Raw genomic sequence first — 21978 nt, 5'->3', positions numbered from 1 at the left:
TTTAACGTGCCGTCTTGCTTGCGATTTCGCGCATGGCTTCGCGCAATTCCAGACGCAGATCGCGAATCATGGTCTGACGACCGTTACGCATCTCTTCGATGATGGTTTGCGACAGCACGTTCTGACGCATCAGAGCCTCATTGATACCGGACAGGGCCTGCGGGATTGCATCAAGACCCTTGATGCGTTCATTCTGCGTTGCCATGTGCTTGGCCAAATCGATCTGCAACTGACGCGCCGCCAGTGCATCACGCGTGATGTTGCTGGAATTCTCACCGATGACGGTACCCAGCTGTCCGATACGCGTTGCAACCGTCGAATGAATCTCTGCCTGATGCTGAATGGCATTGAGCTCATCCGACATGCGGTTGGAAATCTGCGATAGCAGCGCCGGCAACTGTGCAATATGTTGTGCCGAACGCTCATAAGCGGAAGCCAGTTCCGATTGCTGCGTCTGCAACGAGTTCAGGGAATTCGAGATCGAGCTTTGACCGGTCTGCATCGTATTGACGATCTGCGGCAGAACATCCAGACTGCGCAAGGCGATATCACCATTGATGTTCAGACGCTCGTTCAGCAGTGAGAGGCTTTGCGTGATGTCTTGTGTCGATGCGAGCTTCTGATTGATCAACTGCCCAACGGTACGAATTTCTTCCAGCGTTTGCTGACCAACCTCATGCATACGCGGGCCAAACGCCACCAGATTGCGCGTTGCTTTCGATTCATCAATGCTTTCCTGGAACAAGCGGCCGATGCCCGCCAGACGTTCGTTCATGGCTTCCAGCTTCATGCCTGCCTGCAGCGAGGCATCCGAACTGTTACGCGATGTCAGTACCGATTCGCGTTGCAATACCATCAGATCGTGCAGGAATTCGGCAAGAAAGGATTCCGAGATGCCCTGACGTTGCGAGGCACCAGGGCCCGATGCCTCATGCACAACGTGTTCGACCATCTCGCTGATGCAACCGCGTGCGGTTACCACCAGCTTTTTCCCGGCCCCACGCAGGCAGACCAGTGTCAGACCCAGTGCCAGCGAGCCGATCAGACCGAACATGGAGGCACTGAATGCCGTACCCATACTAGCCAGCGGCTTGTTCAAATCGGCGACAAGATGCGCAAAGGACGCGTCCATGTTTTCACCCTGACTGGCAAGGCCGAAACCATTGATCAGCTCGGCGGTGCTGACCAGTGTTTCCAGCAGGCCGATAAACGTGCCCAACAGGCCGAGCGCAATCATGAAGCCGGTCAAGTACTGTGGAAACTCCATGCGTGCGTCCAGATGCGCATGCAGATCGGAAAGGGAGCGTTCGATCGTCTCCTGTTCGATACGGGAGGTCAGACGCCCTTTTGTATTCGCGACGCTGACCAGCACCTTGGCAATCTCCGACCCCTCGAATACCGGATCCTTGACCAGCACATCCAGCTCTTCGCCGTCATTGCTGCGTTTATAAAACAGCATCAGTTTGTCGTATTCCCAGTTGACCTTGTACAGGTCATACATGATCAGACCCACGCCAAATACCGCTACGCCGATGATGAACAGATTGAGTACCGGATTGATATAGACGGCATGCAGGACGAATTCCCTGAAAAGAATGCCGCCTGCAAGCAGGAACAGCGAAGGAATCACCGCAAGAAAATAGTATTTGCGCAATGTTTTCATGATGCCGTTAGGTCCGATCTGATGATTGAGTATTGAATACCGTTACCAATGCAATTTCCATGCGAAGAGCCAGCCACGCCTGCATATCAAGGCTCTCTTAATGCGGTTTGTGAAAAACGGTTGAGCGGCGACATGATGTACTGCCATACCGTCCGTCGACCCACGACGATATCGGCGGTGGCCGTCATGCCGGGCAGAAGTGGCGTACCTCTTACTGCATCGTTATGTTCTGCCGCCTTGCGCGCCACTTCGATCTTAACGCGATATTTGCGGTCGCCTTTGTCCTCGGGCACGGTATCGGCGCTAATCTCGGTCACCTTGCCTTCCATGGAGCCAAAAACGCCATAATCGTAGGCAGTGACCTTGACGCGTGCAGGACGACCAATCGCCAGCTCGGCACGGTCTGTGGGGCTGATGCTTGCCTCCACCACGACCTTGTCATCCAGTGGTGTCATTTCGAGAATGGGATCACCCGGTTTAACCACGCCACCAACCGTTGTCACAAAAATCCGGTTGATGACACCATCCATGGGTGCGCGTAGCTCAGATCGCAGGACGCGATCATTACGCGATTTCATGTCCTCAGACAGACGCGCCAGTTCGGTCTCTGCCAGCGTCAGATCGGCATGTGCTTCGGCACGAAAGCGTGACACACCATCGCCGACCTTCGCCTGTGCTTCAGAAATCGCTGCGCGCAAACGCGGAATCATGGCATTGGTTGCACTCAAACGGCTACGCGCATCCTGTACACGTGCCTGTGACTGGATATCTTCCAGCTGCGATGCCGCACTCTTGAGATACATCGCATGCACCAGTTGATATTGTTGCTGAGCCAGTGCAAGTTCTTCGGTCAGACTCTTCTGGCGACTCGTCGTTTCCGACAACTCTGCCTGTCGCTGTGCAGCCTGCTCACGCAGGATACTGAGCTCGCCGTTGAGTTTGGTTTGTCTTGCCTGGAAAGTCGCCAACTCACTTTGCACGACCTGAGAGTCCATAGCCATATCTGCCGGCATGGCAACCTTGTTGGCGCCAGTCGATTCTGCCGTCAGTCGCGCCACGCGTGCGCGTAGCCCCTGCAATTTGACCTGCCCTTCGCCCTGATTGGCACTGGCCTGCACATCACGAATGGTTACCAGAACCTGATCCTTGCGCACCGTCGTTCCTTCCCGCGCCAGAATATCTGCCACGATACCGCCTTCGAGATGCTGCACGATCTGATTGTGCTCCGATGGCACTATTCGTCCCTGACCACGTACCACCATATCAATAGGTGCCAGCCAGGACCAAATCACCAGCAGCAATGTTGTCGCCGATACCAGCAGCACAAACAGCTTGGGACGCGGCATCTCGCGCTGCGCCGCCAGACCACGATCAATCAACGGCACCGCGCGGCGTACGGCAACCGTCGCACGCTGCAACAGCGTTGGCTTGGTTGCGTCTGGCGTCAGCTCGTTCATTTTGCTTTTGCCGCATACTGGATCAGGACCGTGGCATCACCATTGGCACTTTCTGCACCAGGCACCACCCTGCTGACGACGCTGGTAGGTGAAACACCGACATCGATCAGGTAATTACGTACGGCCATGGCTCGGTAATACGCGCGACGCCGTCCTTCTGTATAAGAAACCGTACCGATGACGCCAGTCACCACAATCTTTCCCTGGCCATTCTTGATGCGGTCTGTCCAGCGCTTGATATTGGCATCCAGTTTGCGCCTTGCATCATCCCCCAGCTCGACACCATCACGATCAAACAACAAGTTCAATGCATCGGCACGTGCATCCAGCGTGATACCCGGCAATACATCGACCACTGCCGCCGGCTTGTCTTTTTCGACCTGGATGGCTTTGGCAAGCGCAGGCTCGTCGCTGCGCGTGCTGCCGGCCGGCGTGTAATTGCTGGCTGCCAGTTGCGACTTCAGTGCAGCGACCTGCATTTTCAGATCGGCAATTTCCTTTGCCTGATCCTGCTTCTGAATCGGAGAAAGCTCTTTGCTGCTTTCCTCTTTCTTCCCCACGAGGCGCGGATTGCTCGACGGCGGCATGACCTCTTGCTGCTGTTCTTTCTGCTCCAGAAATTTCACTGCTCTGAACTGGGTCAATTTCTGCGAGTAGTAAAACAAGGTGACAACAAAGACCACGACCACGAATATCATCACGAGGACGACGTTCGACAATGCATCCACAAAGCCGGGCCAGAAATTCTGTTCTCTTCCGCCTTCCATCACGCACTCGCTTTCATCGCACAGTTTCCTCTTCGAAGAATGCCGAGGCACGACCGGTATTTCTCAATATCTGGTAGCTGATATCCGCCTGCAGAAACAACAACTGCACCAGATCAACCTGCGACATGTAGGCCTGCTGATAGGCGTCCAGCACATCGAGCAACTGTTTGCTGCCGGTCGTCAGCTGATCAAGAAAAATGTCAGCGACGCCCGCATTGGTCTCGTACGCCATGCGCGCGACGCCGATGCGCTTTTTCACGGCATCGAGCGTGCGGTAATTAATCTCGATCTGTTCCTTCAACTTACGCTCGACGTCCGATGCCGTATTCGACTTGTCAACGAATCGCGTGCCGACTTCCTTCTGGTAGTAATAGTCCGAACCACCGTTGAGCAGATTCATGTTCATCACCAGCATGTAGCGACGATCGGTAGTCAAGACTTCACCGCCACCGGCATTGCTGGTGCGCAGTTGAGTGACTTCGAAAGAGAAGGTGGGAGAAAAACGCGAACGGGCTGCCTTCAACTCCTGATTGGCAGCCGCAGCCTCTTCTCGTGCAGCTCGCACCGCCGGGTTGGTTTCAAAGATCCGTTCCATCGCTGCTCTGGAAGACGCCGGCACCAAAGGCATCATCTTGTGCGGGATATTGAGCTGCTGCGCACGTACACCTGTCAGCTGCGTCAGCGTCACCAGCGCGCTTTCCAGTGCGCCCTCGGCTTCGATGACAGCAGACTTTGCGGAAAGCGCACGACCACGCACACGCTCGAAGTCAACCCGACTTGCCCCACCGCCCTGCATGCGTTTGTTCATGTATTCCTGCAGGCCTGACATGCGTTCCGCATACTTGTTGGCGAACGTGACTGCCGCGTAAGCACGCATCAGATCGTAATAGGCTTTGACAGCCTGGTAGTACAAGGCTTCGCGCGCGTCCTCGCGACGCAGGTCGGCAGCATCGGCGAGCGACGCCGTTCTGCGGTAATCGAAGTAGGAACCCGGATTGAACAACGGCTGGCGCAGAATCACGCTGGTATCCCAACGGGTATGCGTATCGCTCGTCGCGGCACGCCCCGTATTCTGATCAATGAACGATGCAGGGGCGGAATATTCGCGCCCGCGTTGACCTCGCAAATCAAGCGATGGGCCCAATTGTCCCAACGATGCATTCCTCGCATAGAGCGCGCCTTCGGCACGTGCTGTCGTTGCGGCGTAGCTGTAACTGTTCTGCAGTGTTCGTGCAAGAACCTCTTCCAATGAGACGAAGGCTTGTACGGGACCATCGGCAAACGCCAATGTATCCGGCAAGGTAATTGCACTTCCGGCGAAGACGGCATCTGCTTCACGCAGCATGCGCAAAATCTCGTCATCCTCCTTGGCTGGTGGATTCCTGCCATTTTTGGATGCGACTGCCGCGTTGGCAGACAACGAGGGTGAAGACATCAGCATCTGTCCTCCATCCGCTTGCGTGGCCGGAACTGGAGAAGAAAGTGCAGCCAGCTTAGTCTGTGCGTTCATGTGCTCGCGCGCCAACCGCAATTGCATCGGTTGTTCGGCTGGAGAGCTCATGGTTGCCGCGGCAATGGCTGGTACGGAAGCCAGCATGGCAAGACAACCCAACACTCTCGACGTAATAAAGCTGATCATGAAGCGTCCACGCATGTTCCTTGCATCGTTTCATCTGGCAATTGACGTGCGCCTGACAAATAAAAGGCAATGCTGAAATGCCAAAGAGAAATAAATAACCAAGAGAGATTTTCCGAGGGGAATTATAAGTGCCGAGAGGCAATTCCCAGAGACTTTGCCCAGCATTCTAGTTGCGGCTTCACAACTGTTAAATGAAGGCAAGTTGGCGAGTGACGAATAAAACGGCATTTAAAGCGCCGTTTTATTTCTTCATGGAAATTATTTTTTTATTGCTTGTGAAATGACAAGACGGGAGAACGTTATCCCATGCGGGTTTTGAAATAATTACGCAAATTGTTTTTAAACACGCAACGACAGCTAAAACAGATTGCAAACAATTGTTTCTTTAAGAAAAAATTCTCGCACTTCTTCTGTTTTTTTCATCAAAAAAGATTCAGTCTTCCAATTTCCGTTTGAATATCCAGGTCTGCCCATCTGATCCCGCCGCATCAAATGCATATCCTTCCACATCAAAGTGCTTGAGTTTTTGAGGATGAACAATTTGTTTTTGCGCTGCATAACGCGCCATCAGACCACGTGCTCGTTTTGCATGAAAGGAAATGATCTTGTATTTGCCCGATTTCCAGTCCATGAAGACAGGCGTGATGACCGGCACATCCAGCAAGCCCGGTTTGACCACCTTGAAGTATTCTTCTGACGCCAGATTAATCAAGGCAGAAGCCTTGCTCTCCGCTATTTGTTTATTCAGGGCCGACGTCACCTCATCGCCCCAGAATGCATACAGATCCTTGCCGGCAGGATTGGCGAGGCGCGTTCCCATCTCGAGTCGATAGGGTTGCATCAGATCCAGAGGTCGCAAGAGACCATAAAGACCGGATAGAATGCGAACGTGTGATTGCGCATACTGCAGTTGCGTGTCGTTCATGCTTGCCGCATCCAGCCCTTCATACACATCACCGTTAAATGCCAGCACTGCCTGCTTGGCATTTTTTTTCGTAAAGCGTGTCGACCATTCGGCATAGCGATTGACGTTCAGCGTCGCCAGTTGATCCGAAATTTTCATCAGGCTGCCAATCTGACTCGGCGAGTGCTGCCTCAGAATGTCGATCAATTCTGCAGAACGCTTGATGAAATCAGGCTTGGTGCTGACGTCGGTGTGTGCTGGCGTGTCGTAATCGAGCGTCTTGGCAGGCGATAAAACTATGAGCATTTCTGTTTCCGGACAAGGGTAAAGCTGGCAATGATACCGAAGCGCATCGTGATCGACACCAATGTGTGTCTTGATCTGTTTGTTTTCCAAGACCCGCGATGGGCCCGACTACGCGCCCGGATGGAACATCGCGAACTGGAAGTCGTCACGCGTGAAGACTGCAGGCAAGAGTGGTTGTTCGTGCTGCACTACGCACATTTGAAGCTGGATGAGACACGACGGGCCAGCGTTACAAAAATGTTTGATGCACTCATTCAATGTCATCCGATCCCGCTTCCCGATCCTGATGTGCATAAACTCCCCGTTTGCAAAGACAAGGACGACCAGAAGTTTCTGGAGTGCGCGCGCGACAGCAAAGCCGCTGTCCTGATCACCAAAGATAAGGCTTTGCTCAAACTCGCCCGCAAAACCCGGCGCGAAGGCCTGTTCGAGATCATGACGCCCGAAACATGGATGGCGACGTACGAAAATCCATTGGCTGAATCATCTGTCACGACAAACTGAGCAAGCAGGTCGCACGCGACATCATGCAGAAGATGGGAATCTTTCTGCGGCAATCCCTGTCAATCGAGAAACCATCCTGTATATTCTCTCGCACCCATTCTTCTCCTTCATGACACCATGACCGCTGAAATCCAGGCTTCACGTCACAATGCCACGTTAATTCTCACGCTCTCCAATCCGGGTGCCAAGAACGCGCTGCATCCGGATATGTTCGCCGCTGCCATTGAAGTGCTCTCCACGGCTGAGCGTGATGACTCGATCCGCGCCGTGGTGCTGACCGGTGCCGACGATTTCTTTTGTGCCGGCGGCAATCTGAATCGCTTGCTGGAACATCGCAAAATGGATCCACTGAAGCAGACAGAAGGCGTCGATCTATTGCGGGGCTGGATCGAGGCAATCCGCGACTGCCCCAAGCCAGTCATTGCTGCAGTGGAAGGAGCCGCCGCCGGTGCCGGCTTTTCCCTCGCTCTTGCCTGCGATCTGATTGTCGCAGGCAAGACATCACGATTCGCCATGTCCTACGTCAAAGTCGGTTTGACGCCGGACGGCGGTGGCTCGTGGTTTCTGTCGCAGGCCTTGCCGCGTCAACTGGCAACCGAACTGATGATCGAAGGCAAACCAATTGCGGCAGAACGTTTGCACAACCTCGGGCTGATCAATCGTCTTGTCGCTGATGGCAGCACACTGACGAAAGCGCTGGAATGGGCGGATGAACTGGCAGGCCTATCGGACAACGCGATGGATCGCATCAAACTGCTGGTCCGTGAAGCTGCCGACAACTCGTTATCGCGTCACTTTGAAGCGGAGCGACGTCACTTTGTCGAAGCACTCAACCATCCACACGCAGAAGAAGGCATTCATGCCTTTATTGAAAAACGAACTCCGCACTACAAATGACACAACGACGACGCGTTTACCTGATGCGTCACGGCAGCGTGACGTATTTTGACGAGAACGGTATCCCTTACTCACCGGATGAAGTGCCGTTGAACGAAACCGGTCGTGATCAAACGACTGCTGCCGGGCGCAGTTTTGCCGCACAAAACATTCTGTTTGACCGCGTTATCACCTCCAATCTGCCGCGCACGGTTGAATCGGCTACGCGTGTGCTGACCGAAACCGGGCAGAAAATCGAGATCGAGCAATGGCCCGAGCTAACCGAGGTGCGCGGTCATTCGCTGGAGGCGATTCTCGATGATGATCTGGAAGATGCCTTCACCAGCGCCTTTTCCTGCATGGCGGGCGAACATTGCCGTTTTCTTGGCGGCGAGAGTGTGGGCGAATTGATGGATCGCATTCATCCGCAAGTCGATCGCCTGCGTGCCGATCCATCTTGGGATACCGTTTTGCTGGTGCTGCACGGCGGCGTCAATCGTGCCCTGCTTTCTTATGCCATTACCGGACAGCGGCATTTTCTCGGCAATCTGGAACAATCGCCCGGCTGCATCAATGTGCTCGATGTTGGACACAAGCGAAACGACTGGCTGATCCACACCATCAATCATGCTCCGTTGTTACCGCTGCATACGCATACACGTCTGACCACCATGGAAGAAGTGCTGCATCACTACAAACGCTCACGCGGACTTTGAACTCTCCGACGCGTTTCGTGGCGCGCCCTGCAGAACAGGCCGACTTTCTGCATAATCCTGCCATTCGCTTGTTCTGCCATCTGGAGAAAACATGATCGACCTTTACTCAACAGCAACCCCCAATGGTCACAAAGTGCACGTCATGCTGGAAGAATGCGGGCTTGACTATCGCCAACACCATATCGATATCGGTGCCGGTGACCAGTTCAAACCGGACTTCTTGAAGATCTCGCCAAATAACAAGATTCCCGCAATCGTCGATAGCGATGGTCCGGATGGCAAACCGATGTCGTTATTTGAATCCGGCGCCATTCTGGTTTATCTGGCCAGCATGGTCGGCAAATTTCTCGGCACCACCGACCGCGAAAAATTCGAAACCCTGCAATGGGTGATGTTTCAGATGGGCGGCGTAGGCCCGATGCTGGGACAAGCGCATCACTTCCGCATGTATGCACCGGAAAAAATCGAGTACGCCATCGATCGCTACACCAACGAAGCCAAGCGACTGTATAGCGTGATTGATCGTCGCCTGGCCGAAAGCCAGTACCTCGCAGGCAATAGCTATACCATCGCAGACATTGCTACTTTCCCTTGGCTGCGTTCATGGGAAAAGCAAGGCATCACCTTGTCGGATTATCCGAACCTGCAACGCTGGTTCGAAGAAATCGCCGAGCGTCCGGCAGTCAAAAAAGGCACCACCTTGTTTGTCGATGCACGCAACACCGTCATCGATGACAAGGCGCGTGAAGTGCTTTATGGTGCTACCCAGTACGCCAAACGGTGATCGCACTACTTGTTGCAGCGCCAACAAAAAACGGCAGCCTTTTGATCGGCTGCCGTTTTTGCTGAAAAGTACCCAAATACGGCTACTGCAAAGTTTGCTTCACCACATCTGCTACAGGTAGTGAAAAGACATCGATTCCCTCATCGGCCAATGCCATTCTTTCTGCTGCGGTCGTGATCCCCCGAATGCCGCGCTCTTCACTCTCGTTGTAATGAATACGACGCGCCTCTTCAGCAAAGGCGTCACCGACATCTTCCGTATTGGCAATGATGGCACGTGCCGCACTCAGTAGCTCATCCTGCAATTTTTCCTGCAAGCGACGGTTTTCGGACGATGTAGCCTTCGTCGCGCCGGACAGGTTGAGACGAGGCGAAGAAGGCAAGCGATTGACTTGCTGATTGCCGCACATTGGACAATCGATCAGGTGCCGTTCATTCTGCGACAAGAAATCCTCCTCGGAGGCAAACCAGCCTTCGAAGCGATGATCCTGCGCACATTGAAGATCGTAGACTTTCATGAGAGTGGTGCCCCGAGCCGGAATCGAACCGGCACGCCCTTTCGAGCGAGAGATTTTAAGTCTCTTGTGTCTACCAATTTCACCATCAGGGCATGCCGTAAGTATAAACAGCATAAAAAAAGCGCCATGGGCGCTTTTCAGAAACTTGGAGGCGGAGGCCGGAATCGAACCGGCGTAGACGGCTTTGCAGGCCGCTGCATAACCACTTTGCTACCCCGCCATAGGGTGCGTTGTGATTTCGATTTTCTGAAACACACCAACGACTTGCAACTTCCTCATGAACAAAAAAGGAAGCATCAGCTTCCTCTTGGAAATCCTGAACATGAAGACGTGGAATTCTTCGTCGCCGGCAAACTTTCGCTTGCCAAGCAAGTTTGCGATTATGACCGAAGTGCAGCCACTTGGCAATATACCCCCTCAATTCAATCTCGATAGAGTCTGAGCGGTAGATCTCTTTTAAGCAAACGTAGCTGCAGCCATCTGGAAGAGGCGCGGTGATTCTTCACACCTAGTCTGTCAAGTCGATGGCAACAGACCCTTCATCACTGGCACCACGAAAGGAAAAAGCCCGTTGCGTGGGGAAAACAGATGCAGCAGTTACGCCTTTGCATTGCCATCCGATTGCGCCTTGTGTTCTGACACCCGATCAGGATAGGCAGTTTTGATGGCCATACGCCAAGCAATGTGTCGGAACATTACGCGACACCGACCGCAGATAGGTAATGCAGGGAAAACCGTTACGCAAAAAGAAAAACGGGCCAGCGCTTGTGGCACTGACCCGTTTCTTTACTGCTTGTTTTGGTGCGGCTGGCAGGAATCGAACCCACGACCCCTTGGTTCGTAGCTTGCCTGTTGATTCTAAGTGATTGATTTTAAACAGTACTGAAGAGCGTTCGCCACCTATTCATGCCCTGTTATGCACAGTAAATCCGTATCGACTCACCCAAAAGTCACCCAGAGATTACTATCACTTTAAGGACTTATCTTTTGATATCCATTCAGCGGTCTCCGGCTGGATAACTTTAAAAATCGATGCATGCCCTTCTTGAATTTGCATCAAAATCAGCTTATCGCCCGCGGCCAAAAGTCTCCAAACACCATCTTCATCTTTAATTTTGACATTTGCCAGCGCGCTTCTCTCTAAAGACGAATCCCTTTTTGCTGTGTACTGTGCTTGCGGTAACGCACTCATGACGATACCGAAATAGAGCCACGCCACCATCAAACCAAGATGCTTTTCATTCCACTCAAGACCATCGTCCCTAATTCTTCTCACTAAGGCAGCGAAGCTCATCCCCACGCCCATTGTGAATATGCACCTCGAAAATAGAACAAGCCCACCAATCAATATTTCGTGGGATATCAAGTCCTGAGTGTGAAGTGTGGCAGTACCTAGAACAAATCCTAAACCCATGCATGCTTGGGCAAAAACCTGCAATTTTTGCTCTGAATAATCGCTTCTAATCAAAATTATCAATGCGACGTAGCTTGTCGTTGCTAGCATCGCAATATTTAGCAATCCAGCAGTCATTAACATGCCTGGCGAATATAGCTGCACCGCCCATGATGCTCCTAGCTGAGCATAGTAAATTGTCACCTCATGCCAACCAGCCGCTATAAGCAGTGCGGACAAACCTAGAACCACAGCCCCGGCTTTCGTAAGCGAGTTTATTGCTAATACCGCAGCTTTATATGAAGCAGACATGCACACTCCTAGTTTTTTTGCGCACAATAACACCTCTAATTTACTGTCGGCAATTCGCTCCAATCCGTCGTGTATCTCGGCGTCTTACTCTCAAACTTGGCCGACCAGCGATGCTGGATGCCTGACGATCCCATGAACAGCGTATTGCGGCCGAACTGGCCATTGAGCGCGTCCAATGTCTGCATCAGCTTTGCCGATCGCGGGTCTTCTTCTTTGAATAGCAATTGCTGCCGCACCGCTGCCGGCTGCAGCTCCATCAGGATCACGCCTGCCTTTTTGTACTGAAAGCCTGGTCGATAGATCTGCTTCAGGCCAAACGTGGCTGCAGCGATCAGGCGGCGGGTGTCGTTGGTTGCCTCGGTAAGCGGGACCGTCATGCTGGCGTTGTATTGTTTGTGATCCTCGCGGAATCGGTTGGTCTCGACAAACACGTGTACCAGGTTGCACACGCTGTCTTGGCCACGCAGCTTTTCTGCAGCACTGGTCATGTATGTAGATACCGATTCGCGCAGCTCGTTGAAGGTGGTGACCATCTGGCCGAATGATCGGGAAGATACAATCTGTTTGCGTGGCGGCGTGACCTCTTCCAGTGCCAGGCACGAGACGCCCTGCAGCTCATTAACGGTGCGCTCCATCACCACGCCGAAGCGCTCGCGCAGGCGCTTCGGATCGGCGTTACGCAGATCCTGCACGGTCTCGATGCCGAGGTCGATCAGTTGCACGCACAGACGTCTGCCAATACCCCACACCTCAGCCACATCCAGCTTGGAGAAGTAGCGATCAATGTCCGCCAAGGACATGGCCGTCAGATCGCAGACGCCGTCGAATTCCGGATTTTTCTTTGCCAGATGATTAGCCAGCTTGGCCAGCGTCTTGGATGGCGCCATACCCACACAAACCGGCAGGCCGGTCCACTGCAACACCCTGCCCCTGATCTGCTGGCCAAGGTCGGTAAAGCACGGATACACACTGGTCAGGCCGTCCAGCTGCAGGAAGCTCTCATCGATGGAATACACCTCAACGTTGGGCACATAGCTTTTGAGGATTTGCATCACACGGTCGGACATGTCGCCGTACAGCGTGTAATTGGATGACAGCGCGACGATGCCGTGCTTCTTGGCCAGGTCGGCCATCTGAAACCACGGCGCACCCATCTTGACGCCCAGCGCCTTGACCTCGTTGGATCTGGCCACCGCGCAACCGTCGTTATTCGACAGCACCACGACCGGGCGCCCGACCAGCTTGGGATCGAACACCCGCTCGCAGCTCACGTAGAAGTTATTGACGTCCACCAGGGCAAACATGATCAGGCCTGCAATTTGCGTACGATTGAGGTGACCACGCCCCAGATCACCAGCTCCTGCCCGTCAGAGAACTCAATCGGTTTGAAGTCAGGATTGGCCGGTCGCAACTCCACTACGCCAGCGCGACGGTACAACTTCTTGACGGTGAAGTCCCCATCAACAGTCGCCACGACAATATGTCCATGCCTGGGGCCAATCGAGCGATCCACCACCAAAATATCATCCTCCTCAATTCCAGCATCACGCATTGACCAACCGGCAACACGAAAATAGAAAGTCGCAGTTTTATTGCGGACCAAATGCTCCGTTAGATCCAAAAACTGCTCGATATAGTCCTGTGCTGGCGATGGAAATCCAGCCGGCAGTCGGCAAATGGAAAATGGCAGTGGCAGCTTGAGCGGATTATGCGCCGCTGGAATCAGCTTAAACGGCAGTGTGCCTGTGGGTGTGATAATTTTCGTCATGATTTATACTGTATGTGCATACAGTATATGCAGACGCCTAACCGATTGGCAATTAAATCTGCCTTGTATTGCAATTCATGCAATCATTGCAGCAACAGTAAAAGGACCGCCATGTGCGTCAACTACAAAGCACCTACCCCGACCGAGATGATCGAGACGTTCAGCGCGCCGGTCTTTGAACAGACGGAATGGAAGGAAGAAGTCTGGCAGGATTATCTGGCACCGATCATCACTGGCAACGGCGACTCACGTACCGGCATGCTGGCCAGCTATGGCATGGTGCCGCAAAAACGGATTCCGGAAGGCGTGCGCAAATTCAGCACCATGAATGCCAGGGCCGAAACCGTTGGCCAGAAGCGCAGTTTTTCGCGCGCATGGAAAGATGGCCAGCGCTGCCTGGTGCCGCTACGCCACTTTTACGAACCCAATTGGGAAACCGGCAAGGCCGTGCGCTGGAAGATCGGCATGGCCGACGGCTCGCTGTTTGCCGTGGCCGGTATCTGGAAGAACTGGATGGATGGTGATGAGATCGCGGCGCGATCCTTCACGCAGCTGACCGTCAATTCGGACGATCACCCTTTGATGCGACGCTTTCACCGACCAGGTGACGAGAAGCGATCGCTGATCATCGTGCCACGCGATCACTGGGATGACTGGCTAGGATGCAGGGATACGGAAGAGGCGCGGACGTTTTTTAGAACGTATCCGGCTGAGTTGATGGCGGCAGAGCCAGCGCCACAAGCGCCACGCAAGAAGCAGGCAACGAGCGATTCCTTGTTCTGAATTTCAACACAGCATATGAGCCGATCTATAACTGTTGCGAATTTCAGACAAAATATTTTCAGCTATACCGCATGCGGGTTACAGCCTCATCGACAATTTCGCGCTTAAGCAAATGACATAAAAAACGCAGAAATACCGGCCACTAAAAAACGCGATTTCTAGAAATCTTTACAATGGAAACACGTTGCCAAGTGGACACAGCTTGAGACAACCATGCGTAGAAAGAATAAAGACCCCGGTGGGCGGGGTCTTTGGTATCTACACCGACCAACCCATGCGAGGAAAGTGGCTTCGATGCATTAAGCATAACGTACAGTTTTGTAATCAAGCAAACGCTAATTGCAAATGCACGCACAAATGCAACGGAGCGCCTTTCCAGAAAGGCAATTGTGAAGATCTACTTTTTCACAAAAAGCTTCAAGCTGGCGCTATGCGTCAGCGAGAAGGTCGCCATCAGAAGCTTGCACATTACCTTGATTACTGGCGCTCTTGCCAGCGAGGTAATGAGCAAACTTCTGTAAGCGTCAAGCGGGGTCGTAAGATCCCGCCCTTACTTAATTTTCACCACTCGACAAGGCGTCAGTAATTATTACCAGCCACCCTGATGCGCCATAGAGATGTCGCATACGTTACGTGGCGCATGCCCAACCCACTCCCCACCATCGTAGCAAAGCGGGAAATACACCCACTTCTCACCCCACGCAGTGAATGCAGCGCCCTCAGGATCGCCGTGCACACTGTCAAATTCTTTTTTCAGCGCCTCTTCATCTAGCGTGCAAGATCGCTTATCAAAGTCCTCTCCATCGCGGACCATAGCTTCCTTCAGCATTTCATACCAAGATGCCATTTTTAAACTCCATTTCAAAACTACTCAAAGCCACAACTTCACAAGCCAAGAGAATTGCAGCCATATAAATCACGATTAACCATGCACATCACTTTAGCATCCCAGAGCGAACCAACTCCCACTGTTCCTGCAGCTTGTTCAACTGCGCGGCGTTGGGGATGCAGACTTCTGCATAGTTTCGCTTGGCGATGTCGAGCTCGGCTGCGCATGTGGAATCAGCTGCCGGGCGGGCTGCGCCAGTTCCGGACTCATCGCCGGCATCTGCATGCATCCGCTGGGCGTCGTTGAGCACGCTACCAACAGCGGCAGGAACAGTGCAATCATTGGCCATCGTAATTTTGGGTAGTGCATTTGCCCTCGCAATCTGTCTCTTTAGTTGGTCGATGTAATCCGACGTGGATTGGTTGATCTCGGCCTGCAAAGCACGCTCACCATCCAGCGCCCGCTCGATCGCCAGCCGTTGCTTCTTTTCCCATCCAGCCCGCTCGACTTTCATACCCAGCCAGATCAGGCCAAGCGCACCGGCGATGATCACGACGGCTTTGAGAACGCCGAGGTACGGATCGATGAAGGTGCGGAAACCGCCACCGGCACTCATGCGATCCCCGGCATGTAACCGGTTCCGCTGCGCTTCGTGAACAATTGTTCGCGAGGGGACTTTTCGGATAAGCCAATATGCACCCAGCCACCGCGATCTGGATATTCCAGGATCAGCTGGTCAAAAATGATGCGGCTGTCTCTGATCTTTCTCGCCAGCACAGTCGGGGTGATACCAGGGCAATTGATGTCGGCAGCCAGACCCAGAACATGTGCGCTGGTGCGACTACCACCAATTGCCGCATTCAATTCTGGCGAGCGGTACCCACTCGACACGACGATCGGCATGCCGAACAACGCACGCACCTCTTCCAGAACGGCTGCTACGCGTTTTAGGTTCGCCAACGCTGTTGGTGATGGCGTGTTGTCGATACCTCTACGTGCGGCCTCCTGCGATATCGTCAACTCGGCCAATGTGAAGTGTTTACTCAGATTCATCGCGGCACATCTCCTTTTCTACGCTGGCGGCATCGCTTATCAAACAAAACGAACATGGCCAGACCGGACAACAAAAAAGCCTCCAGAATCGATGGAGGCCGGTAACCGTAAAAAGGGCTGACCAGATAGGCCAATGCCCCGATCGTGACGGCAAGCCACCCCAGCCGGAATGGCAAAGGCGTGCAGCGCGACATGCGGTTGATGGCGAAGAACACGCCGTGAACGAGGATGACGAGTGCCGCCACCATGGAAACGATTAGCGTCATCAAGATTGACCTCCCGTGCGATTGCTCCTTGACGTGATCCAGTTAAGACCCAGCGGTATCAGTACCTGCGAACAGATACCCAAGCCACCGGCCGACGCCACGCGCATGGTCTCGCCAAGCTCGCGCGTCCAGGGCAAGTAAGTGAAGGCACATTGCGCGACCAGCTGCGCAAAGAAGCCGGCAAGCAAGGTAGAGCTGAGCAACGACCCCACTACCCGCGCCACCGTCAGCGATCCGGGCAGGTAAGACAACGCCACCAGCCCGCCCGCAAAGCCAGCCAGCAGCGTGTCAAAGGGCATGCCAATCAGCGTTCCGGAGAACGTGATCGCGGTGCCGGCAATTGCGGCACCGGTCAAATTTGGCTCAGCCATGGATTCCCCAAAAAGAAAAAGGCACCCGAAGGTGCCTTGTGTGTATGCGAAGTCGCTCTACCAGACGATTGCGGCAATCTCCGCTTCGGTGGTGGCATCCGCCAATGTCGCCTTGAGCGATTGCGCGTGTGCAAAGTTGGCCGATCCACGCGCTGTCATGGCGGCGTACATCGCACGAAAATCGTTGACCGAATTCATCGGCACCAGTGCGGTCTGGCCGGCCAAGTCTTTCGCCTTCCAGAAGCCGGGGAAGTCAGCCGGGAAAGTGCCAAACAATGCGATGTGACCGGCCACACCATCGATATTCATACGGTCGATCTGGTCACAACCAATCAGATAGCTGCCGTATTCAAAGTGAGACATGTTGGCAACAGCCCACTTCTGATCGATCTGGACCAGCTTGTTTTGCTTAATGACATGGAAAGGCGGCGACATGCCCCACCCTGCTTGCAGATCGCCAAGGTAGTCACATTCAGCAGGCAGTCCAGTCGCCTGGTCATAAATGGTTTGTCCACGGTGGTCAGGCACGTAAGTGCGTTCGGTGCCGTTCCATACGTCGGCAAATCCAGCACGCGGCGCCAGTGGCAGCACATCAGTCGAATGAGTAGGAACGATGAATTTCCCTGGATTCATCGGGCAAGCCTGCGCCCGATATTCACCCTTGTGTTCGCCCGTTACCTCATCAAACAAATAGACTGTTTTAACTTCCATCATCACCCCTTAAAATTTGACGCACTTGAGGACGCGCTGGCCTGCAGGCAAGTTCGCGGAACCGCCGTTGGAAAGCATTTGAGAAGCGCCGCTAGGGACTGGGTTTCCGCCGCCTGCCGCCCCACCCGAACCTGTGCCAACGTACCCAGTAACCCCTGACGAACCTTCGTGTATGTGGGTTAAGTTCTGCCCCACTGTGTTGGTGCCAACATTGCCATTCGCTTGAACCCCAACCTGACCAACGGGAAACCAAGGGATGTTGAACGTCGTACTTCCGTCACCCGCCCCCCACGTCGTACCGATAGCAGTCCATAAGGCGGCGTAAGTCGTGCGCGATACCGTTGTGGGCGCGGTAGGACATATCAGAGAACCAGCAGGCGCAGTCGTACCAGCGTGGTCGAAGATCGCGCCAACGGGTAGAGCATTGATATCAGTATTTGCATCAAGCACAGCCACACCATCGCTGAATAGTTCTTTCTGCTTACCCTGCGTGACAGTGACGCCCGCACCCGCGACAGTTTTAACGGTAAGTGAGAAGGCACCTGTTGTGGAGTTCTCTACAATCTGACGCCATCCAGCAGTCGGAACGATGATATTCCCGTTGGCCGTTCTCGCCCCCGTCAAAATCAAAATGCCTGTCCCGCACTCAGTTGCCGTCAACGTAATGTCACCAGTGCCAGCTACTGATAGTGTGGTTACGCCGTTAAATACACGATCAGCAAACTCCGTGGTCGCAAGCCGCGTGCTCTTGTTTCCTGCAGACTGCGTTGACGCTACCGGATTACCAAGCAGCATGGCGTCTGTTTCAGACGGCACACCCAATGCTGATCGCGCATCGGCTGCATTGCCGGTAAGACCTAGGAGGCCGGTAACGAAATCCCAAAGCCGCCCCATGCCGATCCGCATGGTCGCGTTTGAAGGATTCGGGTAGGCATCCGAGATTTCATTTCTTTCTGGTGGCGCTGGCATCTTCAATACCCTTTCACAATGACATCTGCCGTGGCGCCCGAAACCGGGACGTGCGCGGCGTTGTAGGCCCGCAGAACGGGCGCAAGGTTGGTGGATTTGTCGGCCTCGATCGTGACAGCGCCGCTGGCGTTGGCTTGCAGCGTGGGCGTCACGGTCTTGATCGACCGAAAGTTTTTCGTATAGGGAACAACGGTACCGGCGGCATCAATCAACACGTCTTCCAGATACTCGACCAGGTCGGGCGCGTCGATCGTCACCGTCAGCTCGGTAATCCGGGCCTGCGTTGAGCCAGCGCCGAGCGTTACTCGCCACTGATACACGTCGTTTGCGGCAAGGATCTGCCCCGGCCATGGTTGCCAGACACCCGGTCCGCCGTAGAACGGTTCTTCATCAGGGCCATAGGCAGAATCCGAATCCGCACCGTAAGCCGATCCGGGACCGGCCAACCGATACTCGATGAACAAGTCGATGCCTTGATACTCGATCTCCAGCGTCATGATCGAACCGGCAAGCACCGATGCCACCGATACTTCTTCCGTGGTGTAGCGCAACTGCGCATAGGACGACAGCGCGTAAGCTGGCTCGTTATCCGGGCCGTAGGCAGACTGGTTGTCCGACCCGTAGAACGAGTCGGTTTCCAGCGCAACCAGATCGCCAGCTTCCAGCACGGCACCTTGCAACTCGCCCGGAAAGCCGTCGCCGTGGAAATCGAACACTTCCACGACGTTGGCGATGACTGGGTCACCCAGATTGGTGACAATGTTGGCCGTGGCCATGGACTCGTTGCCGGACGTATCCAGACACTTGCCCATGATGGTCACGACGCCATTAGGCCGGGTCACCAGCTCAAACGGCATCTCTGTAATCACCCCTTCATGCAATGGCGCGGCGCTGTTCCAATCGAGATTGTTGCCGTAGTGCGATCGGAAGATGTACCCCTTCAGATCCAGCTCACGGTTTGGCGCCCAGCTGAGCACGCTGCCGGTGATGGACAGGTTCTGCATATTCGCTGGCGGCGCGGTTTTGCCGACCACCTGGTGCAGAGCTGCATAGGTCCAGTCGGATTTGACGTTGAGCGTGCTGTTGACCGCCCGTCCGCGCACCTTGTAGAAACTACCGTCCTCCGCTGGCGACACATAGACCTCGGTATCGCTACCACTGACGGCCACCTTGTTCCAGACATCCGCACCGACCAGTTGCCATTCCACCTCGATCTGACCGTTACGCACCACCGATGGGGTCGTTGCAACTGGCCATGTGACCAAGATGCGCGAAATGATCGTGCCATCCTTGGCGATCAGGTGTTCACTTCCGGACTGACAAGACAGGCTTGCAAGCGGCGAGATATCGAAAGGATTCGGCAGATTGGTGTTTGGCTGTGCAGACGTCTGCACGGCATCTGCCTCATCCCAGATCGATGGATCATCGACTTTCAAGCTCAGCTCGACCATGGATGATGGCGAGAAGCGTTTGTCGGTAACGCGAAAAACCTTGTCCTGCCAGCCAAACAGCGGGCTTGTCATCGTAATGCGTTGCCCAACGCGAAGCCGCCATGTCTTCAGCGAAAACTCCGCCTTGAACATGTAGGCATTGCGCTGATCTTCAGTGAAGATCCGGCACAAGTTGTGTGCGCGTTGCAATGCATCTGTGAACGGCATCGGTATGTCCGTCCACAACTCTCGGCCATCGGCCTCAACAAATGCTGCGTTCTGGTACGGCGCAAAGTCCGTTGCGACGTAACCGGTCTCCACACCGGTGTACTGTCCACGCACCCCGTTATACAGATCCGCATCTGAGATGCCCGGTGTGAGCGCAAAAGCGCCAACGATGTCATCCTGAAACAGCGCCATTACCGGCGCCGAGTATTTGCCTGCGTAAATGCCCCATGTGGTCGCCACAATGCCACCTGCCATTGCCTGCGCCATGCGTTCGAGCGTTTCGCTCTGATTCATGTCGGACGTGACAGTGCCATTGAAGGTGTAACGCGGGCCAATGGTAATTGCATCGTCGCAATCGTTTGCTGCGGCGATGTAATCGGCCATGGGCAGATCTGCCGCATCCACGCCGCAAATGTCGCTCAGCAAGTAATCGTAGATCACCTCGGCGGGATTCTGACTCCAGACCGTTTCACCAGTGCGGAAGTTGAGCAGCTTTTTTCCGCGCAACAGGATTTCCAGCTGCGGAAGCCCATTTTGAAACTCCGGCTGATTGAGGTTGAGCGTGACCACGCTATACGTCAATCCACGTAACACCGATGTTGCTGGCCATTTAGATGGCAACGTGGCATGCAGATGCGCGTCAACAGGATCGTCCGGCGTGCCAAGGTGCGTACGCACTCGGACCATGGATGTCACCTGTCGATACTGATAATTCAGTTGAACGACCTTGCCGCCTGGGTTGCTGAACGTCACAACGCTTCCAACAACGCTAACTGCAATCGTCGCCCAGCCCTGCTGACCAGACTCAAAATCGAAGGTTGTTTCGATCAAACCGGTCACCGTTCCGGTAACAGGTGTGTAGGTCAAGACGATTGACGAAGCCGTCGTTTGCTGGGTGTGCGTCCCTGTCGCAACAGACACGTACTTCCCAGTCGTGACATCGCCATTCGCATCCAGCGGGCCCAAGGCCTCACCATTGACGTAGAACTCTTCGACCCCGTCACACTCATGTGCGGCGTGCACAATGATCACGTGCTGATATTCATCACGGCTGCCGCTGGTTAGAATGCCCGCCAGATCACCACCAACGCGTGCACGGCCATACACGAAGGTATACGGGGAATCCGTCGCCATCCTGTTGAGTGTGCGGTCCTGCAGGCCTGCATTATAGGCATCGCGCTGCGCGGCAGCTGCCGCACGCTGGCGGCGCTCAGCCTTTTTTTGCTGCGCCATACCGTAGACCATCGTCCCGACAAACAGGATGATCTGTCCATACGTCACGCCGGCAAAAGCAACGGTACCGAGAAACGCTGTTACCGGCTCTGCTTGTGCGCCAACCGGCAACAGCAATATCAGGAGTGCAATGACCAGGCGCATTCCGCTTCCGTTCTTTTAATAAATTCCAGGCCGTGATGATTCGGGCCTACCAAATGCGCCCCACTGACGATGCAAAGACAGCGCCGATACAAGGCAATGTCGCCATCGCGTGCCAGGTTTACATGCACCCTCGCGAGCCGGGCATCCATCAATGCCTGCATGCCCCCCATGCGGCGCACCATACGCATTGCTGCTCGCGCATCACGCCAAGGCGATACGCCCGCCAGATGATCCGTGCCAGTTGCAAGCAATGCCCACCGTGCGGCAAACAACACGCAGTCGTGCTCGCCCCACTTGAATGGCGTGCACAAGTGCGCCTTGATGTAGTCGGCAAGGGACATAAAAAAAGCGCCCG

General features: G+C 54.3%; 23 protein-coding genes and 2 tRNA genes. 5 read left to right on the top strand and 20 right to left on the bottom strand.

Annotated elements, in window-relative coordinates:
• Window position 1 precedes the first annotated feature (1 nt).
• The 5 genes from IEV29_RS02200 to yaaA all read right to left on the bottom strand — a co-directional run bounded on the left by IEV29_RS02200 (window position 2) and on the right by yaaA (window position 6736).
• A complete protein-coding gene (locus tag IEV29_RS02200) occupies window positions 2–1663 on the bottom strand; it encodes a biopolymer transporter ExbB (protein ID WP_188379632.1) in 1662 nt (553 codons plus the stop codon).
• An 86-nt stretch (window positions 1664–1749) separates the two neighbouring features.
• The gene (locus tag IEV29_RS02195) at window positions 1750–3120 is read right to left on the bottom strand and encodes an HlyD family type I secretion periplasmic adaptor subunit (RefSeq protein ID WP_188379631.1); all 1371 of its coding nucleotides are present in this window, start codon (window positions 3118–3120) and stop codon (window positions 1750–1752) included.
• Complete coding sequence (locus IEV29_RS02190) at window positions 3117–3887, bottom strand: OmpA family protein (RefSeq protein ID WP_188379630.1); 771 nt, start codon at window positions 3885–3887, stop codon at window positions 3117–3119. The genes IEV29_RS02195 and IEV29_RS02190 overlap by 4 nt, the downstream gene beginning before the upstream one ends.
• 13 nt (window positions 3888–3900) lie before the next feature.
• On the bottom strand, window positions 3901–5526 hold the full coding sequence (locus tag IEV29_RS02185) for a TolC family protein (protein ID WP_188379629.1): 1626 nt from the start codon (window positions 5524–5526) through the stop codon (window positions 3901–3903).
• Between the two features lie 433 nt (window positions 5527–5959).
• Window positions 5960–6736: a peroxide stress protein YaaA gene (gene yaaA, locus IEV29_RS02180; protein ID WP_188379628.1), complete on the bottom strand. Its 777-nt coding sequence runs from the start codon at window positions 6734–6736 to the stop codon at window positions 5960–5962.
• 30 nt (window positions 6737–6766) lie between these two features.
• Between yaaA and IEV29_RS02175 the strand changes: the two genes are divergently transcribed.
• The 4 genes from IEV29_RS02175 (at window position 6767) to IEV29_RS02160 (ending at window position 9616) form a co-directional block, all read left to right on the top strand.
• Window positions 6767–7240: a putative toxin-antitoxin system toxin component, PIN family gene (locus tag IEV29_RS02175; protein ID WP_188379627.1), complete on the top strand. Its 474-nt coding sequence runs from the start codon at window positions 6767–6769 to the stop codon at window positions 7238–7240.
• Window positions 7241–7357: 117 nt separating this feature from the next.
• Window positions 7358–8137: an oxepin-CoA hydrolase, alternative type gene (locus IEV29_RS02170; protein WP_188379626.1), complete on the top strand. Its 780-nt coding sequence runs from the start codon at window positions 7358–7360 to the stop codon at window positions 8135–8137.
• Entirely contained in the window at window positions 8134–8832 is a 699-nt protein-coding gene (locus IEV29_RS02165) for a histidine phosphatase family protein (RefSeq protein ID WP_229726172.1), read from the top strand. The genes IEV29_RS02170 and IEV29_RS02165 overlap by 4 nt, the downstream gene beginning before the upstream one ends.
• Before the next feature lie 91 nt (window positions 8833–8923).
• Window positions 8924–9616: a glutathione binding-like protein gene (locus IEV29_RS02160; protein ID WP_188379625.1), complete on the top strand. Its 693-nt coding sequence runs from the start codon at window positions 8924–8926 to the stop codon at window positions 9614–9616.
• A gap of 82 nt (window positions 9617–9698) precedes the next feature.
• On the opposite strand, the gene IEV29_RS02155 is transcribed toward IEV29_RS02160, so the two are convergent.
• The 6 genes from IEV29_RS02155 to IEV29_RS02130 all read right to left on the bottom strand — a co-directional run bounded on the left by IEV29_RS02155 (window position 9699) and on the right by IEV29_RS02130 (window position 13606).
• Window positions 9699–10133: a DUF1178 family protein gene (locus tag IEV29_RS02155; RefSeq protein ID WP_188379624.1), complete on the bottom strand. Its 435-nt coding sequence runs from the start codon at window positions 10131–10133 to the stop codon at window positions 9699–9701.
• 5 nt (window positions 10134–10138) lie between these two features.
• Window positions 10139–10225: transfer RNA gene (locus IEV29_RS02150), tRNA-Leu, on the bottom strand.
• 54 nt (window positions 10226–10279) lie between these two features.
• Window positions 10280–10353 (bottom strand) — tRNA-Cys (locus IEV29_RS02145).
• A 747-nt stretch (window positions 10354–11100) separates the two neighbouring features.
• Window positions 11101–11838: a hypothetical protein gene (locus tag IEV29_RS02140; protein ID WP_188379623.1), complete on the bottom strand. Its 738-nt coding sequence runs from the start codon at window positions 11836–11838 to the stop codon at window positions 11101–11103.
• 35 nt (window positions 11839–11873) lie between these two features.
• On the bottom strand, window positions 11874–13142 hold the full coding sequence (locus IEV29_RS02135) for a Y-family DNA polymerase (RefSeq protein WP_188379622.1): 1269 nt from the start codon (window positions 13140–13142) through the stop codon (window positions 11874–11876).
• Window positions 13143–13144: 2 nt separating this feature from the next.
• Window positions 13145–13606, bottom strand: coding sequence for a LexA family protein (locus IEV29_RS02130; RefSeq protein WP_188379621.1), 462 nt, complete (start codon window positions 13604–13606; stop codon window positions 13145–13147).
• Between the two features lie 111 nt (window positions 13607–13717).
• Between IEV29_RS02130 and IEV29_RS02125 the strand changes: the two genes are divergently transcribed.
• The gene (locus IEV29_RS02125) at window positions 13718–14389 is read left to right on the top strand and encodes an SOS response-associated peptidase (protein ID WP_229726170.1); all 672 of its coding nucleotides are present in this window, start codon (window positions 13718–13720) and stop codon (window positions 14387–14389) included.
• Window positions 14390–14978: 589 nt separating this feature from the next.
• Here the strand turns inward: IEV29_RS02125 and IEV29_RS02120 are convergent.
• The 9 genes from IEV29_RS02120 to IEV29_RS02080 form a co-directional block, all read right to left on the bottom strand.
• A complete protein-coding gene (locus IEV29_RS02120) occupies window positions 14979–15236 on the bottom strand; it encodes a hypothetical protein (RefSeq protein WP_188379619.1) in 258 nt (85 codons plus the stop codon).
• 88 nt (window positions 15237–15324) lie between these two features.
• The gene (locus IEV29_RS02115; RefSeq protein WP_188379618.1) at window positions 15325–15834 is read right to left on the bottom strand and encodes a hypothetical protein; all 510 of its coding nucleotides are present in this window, start codon (window positions 15832–15834) and stop codon (window positions 15325–15327) included.
• Complete coding sequence (locus tag IEV29_RS02110; RefSeq protein ID WP_188379617.1) at window positions 15831–16271, bottom strand: D-Ala-D-Ala carboxypeptidase family metallohydrolase; 441 nt, start codon at window positions 16269–16271, stop codon at window positions 15831–15833. Before IEV29_RS02110 ends, IEV29_RS02115 begins: the two co-directional genes overlap by 4 nt.
• Window positions 16268–16540 (bottom strand): hypothetical protein, encoded by a 273-nt coding sequence (locus tag IEV29_RS02105; protein ID WP_229726168.1) that lies wholly within the window; start codon window positions 16538–16540, stop codon window positions 16268–16270. Before IEV29_RS02105 ends, IEV29_RS02110 begins: the two co-directional genes overlap by 4 nt.
• On the bottom strand, window positions 16537–16908 hold the full coding sequence (locus IEV29_RS02100; protein WP_188379615.1) for a hypothetical protein: 372 nt from the start codon (window positions 16906–16908) through the stop codon (window positions 16537–16539). The genes IEV29_RS02105 and IEV29_RS02100 overlap by 4 nt, the downstream gene beginning before the upstream one ends.
• 57 nt (window positions 16909–16965) lie before the next feature.
• Window positions 16966–17619 (bottom strand): DUF4376 domain-containing protein, encoded by a 654-nt coding sequence (locus IEV29_RS02095; protein WP_188379614.1) that lies wholly within the window; start codon window positions 17617–17619, stop codon window positions 16966–16968.
• A gap of 9 nt (window positions 17620–17628) precedes the next feature.
• Window positions 17629–18588, bottom strand: a complete 960-nt coding sequence (locus tag IEV29_RS02090) for a phage tail protein (protein WP_229726166.1) — start codon at window positions 18586–18588, stop codon at window positions 17629–17631.
• A gap of 2 nt (window positions 18589–18590) precedes the next feature.
• Complete coding sequence (locus tag IEV29_RS02085) at window positions 18591–21623, bottom strand: phage tail protein (RefSeq protein WP_188379613.1); 3033 nt, start codon at window positions 21621–21623, stop codon at window positions 18591–18593.
• The gene (locus IEV29_RS02080; RefSeq protein ID WP_188379612.1) at window positions 21599–21964 is read right to left on the bottom strand and encodes a DUF6950 family protein; all 366 of its coding nucleotides are present in this window, start codon (window positions 21962–21964) and stop codon (window positions 21599–21601) included. Before IEV29_RS02080 ends, IEV29_RS02085 begins: the two co-directional genes overlap by 25 nt.
• Window positions 21965–21978: the final 14 nt, after the last annotated feature.

Origin of the sequence: Oxalicibacterium faecigallinarum, from assembly GCF_014635705.1 — a bacterium.
In the GTDB taxonomy this organism is placed as follows: Bacteria; Pseudomonadota; Gammaproteobacteria; order Burkholderiales; family Burkholderiaceae_D; genus Oxalicibacterium; species Oxalicibacterium faecigallinarum.
Note: the sequence above shows the minus strand (reverse complement) of the source record. Positions and strands in the feature narration are given on the sequence as shown.